Annotated in this window: 10 protein-coding genes; 9 read left to right on the top strand and 1 reads right to left on the bottom strand. The window is 39.8% G+C overall.

The genetic code is table 11. The features are described from left to right. The first annotated feature begins 62 nt into the window (after positions 1–62). Positions 63–629: an RNA polymerase sigma-70 factor gene (locus tag AB5062_RS11265; protein ID WP_011965321.1), complete on the top strand. Its 567-nt coding sequence runs from the start codon at positions 63–65 to the stop codon at positions 627–629. Positions 630–821: 192 nt separating this feature from the next. On the opposite strand, the gene AB5062_RS11270 is transcribed toward AB5062_RS11265, so the two are convergent. Beyond that, positions 822–1,502 (bottom strand): HU family DNA-binding protein, encoded by a 681-nt coding sequence (locus AB5062_RS11270; protein ID WP_005842814.1) that lies wholly within the window; start codon positions 1,500–1,502, stop codon positions 822–824. Positions 1,503–1,830: 328 nt separating this feature from the next. Between AB5062_RS11270 and AB5062_RS11275 the strand changes: the two genes are divergently transcribed. From AB5062_RS11275 to AB5062_RS11310, 8 genes are all read left to right on the top strand, one after another. Further along, the gene (locus AB5062_RS11275; RefSeq protein WP_011965322.1) at positions 1,831–3,228 is read left to right on the top strand and encodes a DUF3874 domain-containing protein; all 1,398 of its coding nucleotides are present in this window, start codon (positions 1,831–1,833) and stop codon (positions 3,226–3,228) included. A gap of 207 nt (positions 3,229–3,435) precedes the next feature. Further along, entirely contained in the window at positions 3,436–3,621 is a 186-nt protein-coding gene (locus tag AB5062_RS11280) for a DUF1573 domain-containing protein (protein WP_234209344.1), read from the top strand. Positions 3,622–3,715: 94 nt separating this feature from the next. After that, entirely contained in the window at positions 3,716–4,303 is a 588-nt protein-coding gene (locus AB5062_RS11285; protein WP_368326883.1) for an RNA polymerase sigma-70 factor, read from the top strand. A gap of 118 nt (positions 4,304–4,421) precedes the next feature. Further along, the gene (locus AB5062_RS11290) at positions 4,422–5,366 is read left to right on the top strand and encodes a FecR family protein (protein ID WP_011965325.1); all 945 of its coding nucleotides are present in this window, start codon (positions 4,422–4,424) and stop codon (positions 5,364–5,366) included. A gap of 155 nt (positions 5,367–5,521) precedes the next feature. Beyond that, the gene (locus AB5062_RS11295; RefSeq protein ID WP_011965326.1) at positions 5,522–9,070 is read left to right on the top strand and encodes a SusC/RagA family TonB-linked outer membrane protein; all 3,549 of its coding nucleotides are present in this window, start codon (positions 5,522–5,524) and stop codon (positions 9,068–9,070) included. 11 nt (positions 9,071–9,081) lie between these two features. Beyond that, on the top strand, positions 9,082–11,022 hold the full coding sequence (locus tag AB5062_RS11300) for a RagB/SusD family nutrient uptake outer membrane protein (protein ID WP_011965327.1): 1,941 nt from the start codon (positions 9,082–9,084) through the stop codon (positions 11,020–11,022). A gap of 93 nt (positions 11,023–11,115) precedes the next feature. Continuing rightward, positions 11,116–12,237, top strand: a complete 1,122-nt coding sequence (locus AB5062_RS11305; protein ID WP_011965328.1) for a glycoside hydrolase family 88 protein — start codon at positions 11,116–11,118, stop codon at positions 12,235–12,237. Positions 12,238–12,250: 13 nt separating this feature from the next. Further along, complete coding sequence (locus AB5062_RS11310; protein WP_011965329.1) at positions 12,251–13,513, top strand: DUF2264 domain-containing protein; 1,263 nt, start codon at positions 12,251–12,253, stop codon at positions 13,511–13,513. The last annotated feature ends 9 nt before the right edge of the window (positions 13,514–13,522 follow it).

Consider the following 13,522-nt stretch of genomic DNA (forward strand, 5'->3'; position numbering starts at 1 on the left):
AAAAAAAGTTTTTTCCGATAAAAACAACTATCTTTGTACACAAGGAAAACAGTTATTATACTATGAATCATACCGTGGAAGACTTGTCTTTGTTTAATGCTCTCCGACAGGGGGATGGTAATTCTTTTGACCATTTATTCAGAAGGTACTATCCTATGCTGTGTGCCTATGCTCACCGCTTGGTGTCGCTGGAAGATGCCGAAGAGATTGTTCAGGAGGTGATGTTATGGCTGTGGGAGAATCGTGGGGATTTGATAATCGAGTCTTCATTGAATCAGTATTTGTTCAAAATGACTTATCGGAGGGTCTTGAACCACTTGACGCGGGAACAGGTGAAAACCAAGGCGGAAGCTGCCTTTTATGAGCGGACACAGGCGGCATTGTGTGAAGTGGACTATGGTCGTTTTGAGGAATTGGACCGGAAAATAAAAGAGGCGATGGCTGCTCTTCCCGACAGTTATCGGGAAGCCTTTGTGATGCATCGCTTTAAGGAACTGAGTTATAAAGAAATTGCTGAAGTGCTGGATGTGTCGCCACAGACGGTGGCTTACCGCATCCAGCAGGCATTGAAGCTGCTTCGTGTTTCCTTAAAGGATTACTTGCCTATGCTGGTATGGCTGGTGGGCTGAAAAGTATCTCCCCCGGAGTTTCCCCTGTTTTTTCTTTCAAATCCTTCAGCCTCTTCGCAAACGCCCGTCAATAAAGAAAAGCGGCTGAAGAATTTCCTCCCGGAATTCCTTCAGCCTAGTGTAGAAGTTTCAGCTCTTTATGGTTTGAGCTTCGTTTGTAGAAGTTTTCTATTATATTGTTTCGTTGTATATTTACTTTATTGTCAGGTCCGTGTCGTTTGTTGCCGATACGTTTTCCGTTTCGTTCTCCGGTTCGGGCAATTTCTCTTTTCCGTAGAATCCCGGCATCGGTTCATAGATGGGGTTGCGCGGAATGGAGATATTGCGCAGTTTTTTATCTTTCGCCAACTGAGCGATATAACGTCCCGCGGTAGCTCGTGTCAGTCCGCATAACGATTCAAACTTCCGGCGTGTCAGCACGCTGTTTGTCAGGAAGTATTCCGTCAGTGCTTCGTCTATACTCTCTTTGGTTACCGGCATGGAGTGCGGCTTGTATTTCGAACGCTCGGTCTTGACGTCGCTCAACTGATGCTTCAGGTATTTGTCCGCACGGAATGTCACCGATTTGAATTTCACCTTGTTGGCACGTGTGGAGCTTGGTGTCCGTGTCTCGGGGCAGGTAAGCGATATATGGAAATATCCTATCCCTTCGATATGTACCCGGGCACCGTCCTTCAAGTAGTAGGCCAGTTTCTCGCTGAGCGAGATAATGGTTGCCTTGATGTCCGCCACGGTGAGCGAGGAGCCGTACTGTATTTCCCGCGCCAGATAGTCGGTGTTGATGCGCTGCCAGTTTACTACACGGGCGTGATAGCGCTTCTTGCGCGTACCTATCGTATTGGGTGATTCATAAAATTCAAATTTGATAGCCATTCGCTTATTTGTTTTTATCCGGTTGTTTATGCTTTCTTGTACGGAAGAGTTTGCTGCAACTTCCTTTCAAGTTAATCGTTTCACTTTAGTGATGAAATAATATCACTTGAGTGATGAAGTTGTATCACTTAGGTGATGAAACTTCATCATTCTAGTGAAACGATTAACTTGACGGTGCAAAAGTATGAAATAGTCTTGATAAAAACGAATAATTTCCCAGTTATTTTCGCTTAGTCACTTTTTTGCGGTAGTGTGGGGTAAATGCTTGTAAAAGGGCATTTTGAGTGTTATCTTTGTGATATTACACAACCCCAAATAATGAAAAAGGATGAAAAAATTAGTGGAAAATTTACTGAGTTGGTGCAAAAAGAGTATGAAAATGAGGAGATGCGTGGGAAAAAGCACGGCTCCGGTTACCGGGCAGTCGGTGGGGCAAACCGGAAATGCGGAAGGGGTGTTGCCTTCAACGGCTACGGAAACGGTGGATGAAATTGTTCTCCCAGCGGCTGTCGAAACAGCTGGCATGGTAGAAACTATCGATGAAAAGGCGGCTTTTGGCAAATCGGGGCGCAAGAAGCCGGAGAATATGCTGGATGCCTTGCAACGCTTCTTGACCATACGCTATGATTTCCGTTACAATCTTCTCACTGAACAGACGGAGTATCGTGGGAAAGAGATGCCGGATGAAGAGTATGCCATGGTGGCTCAACGTGATTTGAATACATTCTGCCTGGAGGCGCGTACCGGTGGCATCAACTGCTGGGATAAGGATGTGAGCCGTCTGCTCCATTCCAGAAAGGTGGAAAACTATCATCCTTTTCTGCATTATATGAGCCACTTGCCTCAATGGGACGGGGTGGATCGTGTTACTCCGCTGGCCGTGCGTATATCGCGTAAGCCGATGTGGGTGAAAGGGTTTCACCGTTGGATGCTGGGTGTTGCCGCCCAATGGCTGGGGCAGGCGCAGGATTGCGCCAATGCGGTGGCGCCTATGTTGGTGAGTCGTGAGCAGGGGAAGCGCAAGTCTTCTTTTTGCAAGATTTTGATGCCCAAGGAACTTACACCTTATTATATAGATAAGTTCGACCTGACGAGCGAGAGTGGATGTGAACAGAAACTTTCGCTTTTCGGACTGATCAATATGGATGAGTTCGACAAGTACCGTGCCGGGCAGATGCCTGCCTTGAAGAATCTGATGCAGACGACCACACTGACTTTCCGCAGGGCACATCGTCCGGCATTCAGTCATCTGCCCCGTATCGCCTCTTTCATCGGTACGTCCAATATGACGGACCTGCTGACTGATCCCACAGGAAGCCGCCGTTTCCTTTGTGCGGAAGTGGACGGCAAGATTGACTGCACACCGCCCGATCATGCGCAGCTGTTCGCCCAGCTGAAAGCGGAGCTGGCCGGAGGAGAGCGTTACTGGTTCTCGGAAGAGGAAGAAAAGGAGATACAGCACAGCAACCGGAATTTTTATAAAATGCCTGCCGAACAGGAATTGTTTTTGCGTTGTTTCCGGATGCCGCAGGAAGGGGAGTTGTCCAAGCCCTATACCACGACGGATTTGTTCAATTATTTGCAGAAACATTATCCGGCGGCCATGCGTGGGGTGACTCCGAACCGGTTGGGCAGGATGATGGTTGCATTAGGGATACAGCGTGTTCATACTGAGTATGGCAATGTGTACCGGCTGGTGAAGCTGAAGGATTCTTCCGCGGCCTGAAACTTTTTCCCGGTGTGATCCTTCAGCCGGAACGCCCTCCTGCAAAGGGTTTGCGGGAGGGCTGAAGCTTTTGAAGGATTTTTCAGGGGGAATCGTATAAGGGGAAATAAATGAAAAATATTGCTTGGCGATTTGTTTGTTCGACTTTTTTAGTGGTGGCGTTTTTATCTATAAAAACATGGAAGTGACAGTTTACATATTTATTGCATTGTTTCTTCTTGGGATTGTCCGGAAACGAGATGCTCCAAGTTTCATGCTGCTCCGGGAGATACTTTGCAGTTGAAAGTTTCCTTCCGGTCGGACAGCATAGGGGTGTTTGTCCGTGAATTTCATATCTATGGCAACTTTTCCTTTTTGCCACTTGGTCTGACGGTGGAGGGCGATTGCATATAAGGCAAGCTCATAGCATATAAGAGAAAGAATTAACAGGATAATTTTGTTTTTATCGAAGGTTTATTGCTAACTTTGCTCTACCATCGTAATATGGATGAAAAGCACAACCGATATACAAATGAGCAAAATGTCTGGAAATTCTTTTAATGATATCTATACCTCTTATTATAAGAAGTCTTTTTTCTTTGCCAAATCATACGTTCATAATGATTTGGCGGCAGAAGATATTGCCTCCGAGGCATTAATAAAGTTGTGGGAAAAGTTGAAGGCCGAGCCTGTTGAAGAGAAATATATCTTACCATTGTTACTGACAATTTTGAAGAACAAGGCTTTGGACTATCTAAAGCACGAGGAGGTAAAACGCAGTGCTTTTGAAGTGATGGTCGACTGGCAACAACAGGAATTGTCTATCCGTATATCTGCCTTGGAAGCGTGCAATCCTGATGAGATTTTTTCGGAAGAAGTGGAAAAAATCATCAGTGCTACTTTAAGTACCTTGTCGGAACAGACCCGACGGGCATTTATTTTGAGCCGTTTTGAAAATAAATCCAATAAAGAGATTGCCGAAGAGATGGAAATCTCTATAAAGGGGGTGGAATATCATATATCAAAAGCATTGAAAGTACTGCGGGTGACTTTAAAAGATTATCTTCCTTTATTTTATTTCTTCTTTTATTATTAAGCCTGACCGGATAGGGATACGGATGTTTTTGAGGACAAAAATGATTTTTTTATATTTTTCTTCATTTTCTTTTAGGGTAGTTTCTTCTTGAGTCGTTTCTAATAAAACAGCATAGAATATGAATCCTGAATTATTGCAAAAATATATAGCCGGAAATGCTACTGAAGCCGAAAAGCAGCGTGTGACCGAATGGATACAGGAAAATCCTGAGAACATGCGTGAATATATGGCACAACGGAAGTTGCATGACATGGCATTGTGGCGTACGGAACCTGTGGCGGAGGAGAATAGCCGGGAAAGGAAACATTTCTCGTTACGCGGAGTATGTATGGAAGCTGCCAAGATAGCAGCGGTATTGGCGATCGTCTTGTTGGGTACACATTATTGGACAGGAAAACATCAGGTACCGGAAGACAAAACATGGCAGTCTATTTATGTGCCGGCGGGCCAACGGGCGGAATTGATGTTGGCGGATGGTACGAAGGTTTGGTTGAACTCACGCAGTACCTTGACTTTCCCGGGAAGTTTCAAAGGGAATATCCGAAATGTGAAATTGGATGGTGAGGGTTACTTTGCGGTGACAAAGAATGTGGAACAGCCTTTTATTGTAGAGACGAACAAGTGTAATGTGAAGGTGCTGGGTACAGAGTTCAATGTAATGGCTTATGCAGCGGATAGCGTATGGGAAACTTCTTTGTTGGAAGGTGCTGTAGAAATTTTAGTGCCCGGTTCGAATAACAGTGGAATGAGGCTGGAACCGAACATGATGGCCAGCTTGAAAGGCAACAGACTGGTGAAAGGACGCATCAAGGAGGTCGATTATTTTTTGTGGCGTGAGGGCTTGCTTTGTTTTAATGATATATCCGTACGTGATATGATAGAGAAACTGAAACTGTATTATGGGGTGGATATTGTGGTAAATAATACCCGGATTTTAAAGAACCGTTATACAGGTAAATTCCGCACGAAAGATGGGGTGGAACACGTACTGAAAGTTTTGAGACTCAATAATAAGTTTACTTATACAAAGGATGATGAGACGAATGTGATAACAATTAATTAACCCTTAAAAAAGAATATGCCTATGAAATAACACACATGGTCTAAAAAGGAAATGGGATAGTGCTGCAACACCATCCCATGGAAACGTCAATTACGTATTGACAATTTTTTTCTCAAATAATCTTAAGTTGAACCTAAAATTAGTAATGCAAATATATGAAAAATATTTTGTATCAGGAATCTATTGTAGAAATTAAACATTTATTCCGTATGATGAGAAACACACTCTTAGCCCTGTTTGTCTTTGCCGGAACAGCTTTTGCCACTGAGTCTTATTCTCAGACAATGAAGGTGACTGTTGTGGCGGATAACATGTCAACAGGCAAGGTAATCAGTGAAATAGAAAAACAGACAGATTATCTGTTTGTATATAATGTAAACGAGGTGAATCTGAAGCGCAATGTGAAGGTGAATGCGCAAAATAAATCTGTAGCCGAAGTGTTGAATAAGGTTTTTGAAGGTACTGATATTTATTATGCCATGGAGGGTAAGAATATCATGCTGATGAGCAAGGCGAAAGATGGGGAAGTTGCCCAACAGGCAAATAAGGTGACAGGTATTGTGAAAGATACGAATGGCGAGCCGATAATCGGTGCCAATGTCACGGTGAAAGGTCAGTCAATAGGTACGATAACAGATATAGATGGGCGGTTTGTGTTGGATGCCCCGAAAGAAGCCGTTTTACAGATTACGTATATCGGGTATGTTTCTCAAGAAGTGAAAGTTTCTGGGAAGAGAGAAATTAATGTAGTATTGAAGGAAGATTCGGAGATGTTGGATGAAGTGGTGGTGGTAGGTTATGGTACAATGAAGAAAAAGGATTTGACAGGTGCAGTTTCTCAGATTCGTCCGGCTGAACTTTCTAATGAAGCTCCGAAAACTGTACAAGATGTTTTGCGTGGTACTGCTGGCTTGCGGATTGGATTTGATGGGTCTGCTAAAGGTGGTGGCTCCATGCAAGTTCGTGGTCAACGTTCTGTTTATTCAGATGGAGGACATAACGATCCACTTATTATATTGGACGGTATGATTTTTTATGGAGAATTGTCTGAAATCAATCCGAATGATATCAGTCAGATTGATGTGCTAAAAGATGCTTCTTCTGCTGCGGTTTATGGTGCTAAAGCTGCTAATGGAGTAATTATTGTAACGACAAAAAAAGGACGTTCGGAAAAACCTGTTATCAATTTTAGTGCAAATATAGGCTTCGTTACTATTGGTGATAGCCGGAAAGTATATGACTCTCATGGATATCTAAAATATCGTGAAGATTTTTATACGACAGACACTTATGGTATAAATGCTCAAACAGGAAATTATGAAGCTTATCAGACAGGAAATACTCCTGTTGGTTATTATAGTCGTCCTACAGAAACTAATTTGAATAAGTATGGCATTACTTTGGAAGCTTGGAAAGCTCAAAGTAATCAAGATGGTTCGATGAGTACAGAGGAGATTTGGGGAAGAAGATTGGGATTACAAGCTAGTGATATAACATTAAATAATTTTTTATTAGGCAAAACGTTTGATTGGTATGATCATTCTTTCCATACAGGATTGAATCAAGATTATAACGTCAGCATTTCAGGTAATAATGAAAAAGTGAATTATTATCTTTCATTAGGTTATCTTTCTAACGAAGGGGTAGCAAGAGGTAATGAGTATAGTGCAATACGCTCAAATATGAAACTTAATGCCCAAATAACTTCTTGGCTTAATGTAGGGGCAAACATTAATTTTCAGAATCGTACAGATGGGGATATTGCAACTAATTGGGAAAGCCAAATATTGGATAATAGTCCATTTACTTCTCCTTATAATGAAAATGGGGAACTAGTGCCTCATCCTATGGGTGAAAATGCTTATTGGAAAGGATATAACTTTGATTACGATCGCCAATATCTTGACTTGGATAAAGGTTTTACAGTTTTAAATTCTATTTTAACAGCCAAAGTAACTTTACCCTTAGGAATTACTTATTCGTTTAACGTATCACCGCGTTTACAGTATTTTCATGATCGCTACTACCGATCATCAGAACATCCTGATTGGCAAGCGGAAACAGATGATCGTGTAAACCGTGAGCAAAGTAAACGTTTTGATTGGTCCTTAAATAATACTATTACTTGGGAGCACATTTTTGCAGAAAAGCATCATACTATTTTGACTTTGGTACAGGAAGCTGAAGAACGTCAATCTTGGGCAGATCGTATTGAGGCGCGTAATATTCTACCTTCTGAAGCTTTAGGATTTCATGGCACTGCTAATGGTGATAAAAATCTGAGCTCATTTAGATCTACTGATACGCGTGAAACAGCATGTGGTTATTTGGCTCGTTTATTTTATTCATACAATGATACTTATATGGCTACATTTTCTTTTCGTCGTGATGGTTATTCTGCATTTGGAACAACTAATCCTTATGCTAATTTCTTTTCAGGAGCATTGGCATGGACTTTTACTAATGAGAATTTTTGGAATTGGAAGCCGTTAAGTTCTGGTAAGCTGCGTGTGTCATTCGGACAGAATGGTAACCGTAGTTTGGCTGATTCATACATTGCTTTAGCAAACTTGTCACTTGGAAAATATACACAAGGATATATAAATTCTGCTTCGGGGGCGTTGATGGATCTAAAGTATCTTTTTGTAAGTCGTTTGGCTAATCCGAATCTACAGTGGGAAAAGACTACTTCTTGGAATGTAGGTCTTGATGTGGGATTTTTTAACAATAGGATCAATGCAAGTATGGAATATTATGTAATGCCTACTACGGACATGATTATGAACCAATCATTGCCTGACTTTACAGGATTTAATTCTATTACAACTAATTTGGGTAGAATAGAGAATCGGGGATTTGAATTGTCTATTAATTCACGTAATATTGAAAAGGCAAATTTTCAATGGGAAACCGGATTTACTTTTTCAGTTAATAAAAATACTATTAAGAAATTATATGGAGAATATGAAACCATAGTTGATGCATTGGGCAATACAATAGTAAAAGAACGAGATGATGTGACTAATGGCTGGTTTATTGGGCACCCTGTTAGTGCTATTTGGGATTATAAAGTTACAGGTATTTGGCAAAAAGATGAGGTGAAAGAAGCTGCCAAATATAGTCAACGCCCAGGTGATCCTAAAGTACAGAACATTTATACAGACGATGATAAAGTAAATGCTGATGGAAGCGTAACCCCTGTTTATAATAATAAAGATAAACAGTTTATGGGGGAAACAACACCTCCTATACATTGGTCCTTGAGGAATAGTTTTACTATTTTTAAAGATTGGGTTTTTTCATTTAATATGTATTCTTATATGGGACACAAGAGCTTGGATACTAATTATTTGAATAATGATAATAATTATTCGCAGATAACTAACTGTAGAAATGTCTACACTAAAGAATATTGGACTGTAGATAACCCTTCCAATACTTATGCGCGTCTTAGTGCACAAGGTCCAACTGGCATATCTGCACCGGCCCGTGTGATAGATCGCTCATTTATCCGATTAGAGAATATTTCGTTGGCTTACAATATTCCAATGAAATTTTTAGAGAAATATAAGATTCAGAATGCCAAGATATTTACTACTGTCCGTAATGTAGCAACTTGGAGTAAAGAATGGGAATATGGTGATCCTGAAACAGGTGGTTTGGCTCCTCGCACTTATTCTTTGGGAATTAACTTAACATTTTAATAATATGACATATGAAAAACTATAAAAATATATTTAGAATATTGATAGGAACTGTTTGTTTTCAATTATCTATGACAGGTTGTTCTGACGACTTCTTAACCCCCGATCCGCTATCACTTTATGAACCTTCAATAACTTTTAATACAGTAGAAGGGTTAAATGCAGCTTTAGCTTCAGCTGATAAAGCATTGCGGGCTTATTGGACAAATACCGAAGCGTGCGATCTGATGCTTCCTTTAATGAGTGAATACCTGTTCTCTGATTTAACCGTAGCAGCAAAAACAGACGATGCGCTTATTTTTTGTGACATCAATGAACGCTTTACTCCTAATAATGGTTGGTATAATTTTGACCAAAACCGTTTGGTTATCTTTTGGGGAGAAACCTATAATGGTATTAAATATGCTAATACGATTATCAGTTATATTGATAAAGTGGAAGGACTGGACGAATCAATAAAGAATGAATATTTAGGACGAGCCTATTTTCATCGTGCTTATCGCTATTTAAATTTGTGCTTCCAATTTGGCGATGTACCTTTTGTGTCAAAAATTATAGATCGACCAAAACAGGATTATAAAAGTACAAAACGAGAGGCTATCATAAAAAAACTAGTGCAAGATATGGAATTTGCAGTGCAGCATGTGCCTGATCAAAAGGATATGACTTACATTGGTATGATTAATAAAGGAGCTTGTCGCCAGCTACTTATTAAATGTTATTTAGCTAATGGGGAGTTTCAGAAAGCCAAAGAACAAGCTGATATATTAATTAGTCAGTCTGGGTATAAGCTGATGACGGAAACCTTTGGTACTTTCTCTAATCCACACCCTACTACATGGAATATTACTAATAATGTGATTTGGAATTTGCATCAAGGAAATAACAAAGTTATTGCAGCTAATAAAGAAGCAATTCTTGTTATGCCTAATCGTTATGGTTCAGATTCCGGTATCCGGACACGTACAATGCGTAATTTGGTACCTTGGTGGAATGCAACGTCTATTTCTACGCCTGACAACAAGTTGGCAGTAGACCGTTTTGCTCTTACTCATGCTTCCTATGATGCATCAATGGATTATAATAGAACGTTTGGACGTGGAGTAGGAGTTGTACGCCCCACTTATTTTGCAGAAAACTCATTATGGTATCTTAATGGTAACCATGATGATGGGGACTTGAGGCACAATTCAAAAGTTGGTAATTGGGTACATATGGAAGACTTGAAATACAACAATCCCAATTCTGTATATTATGGCAAACATTTGAGCTACAGTTGTATTAATGATAATGGAGAAGAACAGATCCTTTGCAATGATACTGTTCGGACTTGGTTTGATTGGCCTCATTATAAGACATGGTCTGAGTCTCCAGAAGATGAGGCTCCTCATCTTAATAATTATCAAGGTAGTGGATATAGTGATTTCTATTTGTATCGATTAGCTGAAACTTATTTACTTCGTGCTGAGGCCAATTATTATTTAGGTAATATAGAAGAAGCTACAGCAGATGTTAATATTATACGTCAACGTGCAAAATGTGACATCTTCTATTCAAAAGTAAATATTGATGATATTGTAGACGAACGTGCTCGTGAACTTTATATGGAAGAATGGAGATTTACTGAGTTGAGTCGTATTTCTTATTGTTTGGCTTTAAGTGGTAAACCTGATAATGAAGGGAAGGTATATGATGTGGATAAACTTTATGAAGATAGTTTTTGGTGGCATCGTATTAATAAATATAATAATTATTATAACAAGCCTGATGCACCAATAGTAAAAGGACGTAAATATACTATAGGACGTCATAATATAAATTGGCCTATTCCACAAAGTGCAATTGATGCTAACCTGTTAGGGAAACTCGGTCAGAATCCTGGATATGACGGTTATGATCCTACTGTAGAAAAGTGGAACACATGGGAGGAGGCCGTAGCCGACGAACAATAAATCAGAATAGATTTGAAGAAAGTAAATTGATACAATTGGGGCTGTTGCGTCAATTTACTTCTTCAGAACAATTACAAATTAAATATTGACTTTATGAAATGTATATTGGGGATGGTTGCATTATTATTGCTTGCAGCATCTTGTAGTAATAAAAAGGAAAATACTGAGACTTCTGAGGAATTACTGGAAATAATTCATCGTGTGAACCAGCGCTATCAGTCTATGCATAAGCCACAAGTCCGGTCATTTTGGGACAATGCTGTATATCATACTGGAAATATGGAAGTTTGTGCACTGACTGGAAATAAGGATTATCTGCAATATTCTATTGATTGGGCTGACTATAATCAATGGAAAGGAGCTACCAGCAACAACAAAGCTGAGTGGCGAAGCACTTATGGAGAATCACCGGAATATGTTCTTTTTGGTGATTGGCAAGTTTGTTTCCAAACTTATGCCGATCTATATAAACTTGACCCTGATACAATAAAAATAGCGCGTGCCCGCGAAGTAATGGAATATCAGATGTCTACTTCAAAACTTGATTACTGGCATTGGGTTGATGCATTATATATGGTAATGCCTGTCATGGTGAAGATGTATGATATAACAAAGAATCCATTATATTTGGAGAAATTACATCAATACCTTACAGTAACAGACAGCATTATGTATGATAGGGAAGTTGGTCTTTATTATCGTGATGCTAAATATCCGTATCCGTTTCATAAAACAATAAACGGAAAAAAAGATTTCTGGTCACGGGGAGATGGATGGGCATTTGCCGCATTTGCTAAAGTACTGAAACAATTGCCGGCAGAGGATAAGTATCGTGAAGAATATATAACTCGTTTTCAGACAATGGCAAAATCTATTGCTGCCTGTCAACAGCCTGAAGGCTATTGGACACGTAGTTTAATAGATCCGGAACAAGCTCCGGGTCCTGAAACAAGTGGTACTGCTCTTTTTACTTACGGCTTTCTGTGGGGAATTAATAATGGATTGCTAAATGCGGATATTTATTCGCCTATTGTAGAAAAGGCTTGGAACTATCTTAAAACAACAGCATTGCAAGCTGATGGAAAAATCGGATATATTCAACCTGTCGGAGAAAAAGCAATACCAGGGCAGGTGGTGGATGCTAATTCATGTTTCAATTTTGGAATAGGAGCTTTTTTATTAGCTGCTTGTGAACGAGTACGTTTCTTACAATAAAAAGGTAAAGAAGATGAATAAGTTTATTTTAATTGGATGTACGATATTATTTTTGTTTTTCTCTGCCGATTTGTGCGCTAAGCACAAGACAAAGAAAATGGCTGATCGTGAAATATGGTGTGATGTCATGTATCGGATGGCTGCACCGGTATTAAGTAATATCAGTGAAGGAAAATTGCAAAAAAACATGCAACTTGAATTAAGTCCTACGTGGGATGGACGTGACCGGCGAGTTTCTTATATGGAATGTTTCGGACGTTTAATGGCTGGTCTTGCACCATGGCTTTCGCTACCAGATGATGATACAGCGGAAGGTATTCAGCGAAAACAGTTAAGAACTTGGGCATTGCAAGGATATAAAAATGCTGTGGATCCCTTATCTCCTGATTATTTACTTTGGAGTGAAAATTTCCAAACATTGGTAGATGCGGCTTATATAGCTGAGAGTTTTATTAGGGGATATAATTCACTTTGGATGCCACTTGATGAGGTAACAAAAGAACGATATATAAATCAATTTGTTGCATTAAGGCGGATTAATCCATTATATACTAATTGGTTGCTGTTTTCATCTACTATAGAAACATTTCTTCATAAAGTAGGAGCGAAAGCAGATTATTACCGCATAGATTCTGCCTTGCGAAAAATTTCAGAATGGTATATTGGTGATGGATGGTATTCGGATGGTCCTTCATTTGCCTTTGATTATTATAACAGTTTTGTTATTCATCCTATGTTTTTTGAATGCGTGGAAGTTCTTACTGATGGTGGAAAGAAAAAACGGGAATGGGCGGGAACAACTTTTGCTCATGTTACTAAACGTATCCAACGTTATAGTATTATTTTGGAACATCTCATATCTCCTGAAGGAGCATTTCCTGTATTTGGTCGTTCCATAACTTATCGCACAGGGGTACTTCAACCTTTAGCATTGATAGTTTGGAAAGGATTGTTACCAGAAGAACTTAGTAATGGTCAAGTAAGAACAGCAATGACTGCCGTTATAAAACGTATGTTCGCTGATGGACAAAACTTTAATGAAAAAGGATTTCTCACATTGGGATTTAACGGTAAGCAGCCGCATACGGCTAATGTATATACTAATAATGGAAGCCTTTATTTAGCATCTTTAGCATTTTTGCCATTGGGCTTGTCAGCCGATCATCCTTTTTGGACTTCCCCTAGTGAATCTTGGACTTCCAAAAAGGCTTGGGAAGGAGAAGAATTTCCTAAAGATCATACATATTATGAAAAACACTCAATGAATTACCAGTAAAAAAATAAT

This window comes from Phocaeicola sp. RTP21359st1_B8_RTP21360_211022 (assembly GCF_040911965.1).
GTDB classification, from domain to species: domain Bacteria; phylum Bacteroidota; class Bacteroidia; order Bacteroidales; family Bacteroidaceae; genus Phocaeicola; species Phocaeicola vulgatus.

Excerpts from the sequence above, each read along its gene's own strand:
- AB5062_RS11265 (WP_011965321.1), top strand. The coding sequence starts at position 63 with ATGAATCATACCGTGGAAGACTTGTCTTTGTTTAATGCTCTCCGACAG.
- AB5062_RS11270 (WP_005842814.1), bottom strand. The coding sequence starts at position 1,502 with ATGGCTATCAAATTTGAATTTTATGAATCACCCAATACGATAGGTACG.
- AB5062_RS11275 (WP_011965322.1), top strand. The coding sequence starts at position 1,831 with ATGAAAAAATTAGTGGAAAATTTACTGAGTTGGTGCAAAAAGAGTATG.
- AB5062_RS11285 (WP_368326883.1), top strand. The coding sequence starts at position 3,716 with ATGAAAAGCACAACCGATATACAAATGAGCAAAATGTCTGGAAATTCT.
- AB5062_RS11290 (WP_011965325.1), top strand. The coding sequence starts at position 4,422 with ATGAATCCTGAATTATTGCAAAAATATATAGCCGGAAATGCTACTGAA.
- AB5062_RS11295 (WP_011965326.1), top strand. The coding sequence starts at position 5,522 with ATGAAAAATATTTTGTATCAGGAATCTATTGTAGAAATTAAACATTTA.
- AB5062_RS11300 (WP_011965327.1), top strand. The coding sequence starts at position 9,082 with ATGAAAAACTATAAAAATATATTTAGAATATTGATAGGAACTGTTTGT.
- AB5062_RS11305 (WP_011965328.1), top strand. The coding sequence starts at position 11,116 with ATGAAATGTATATTGGGGATGGTTGCATTATTATTGCTTGCAGCATCT.
- AB5062_RS11310 (WP_011965329.1), top strand. The coding sequence starts at position 12,251 with ATGAATAAGTTTATTTTAATTGGATGTACGATATTATTTTTGTTTTTC.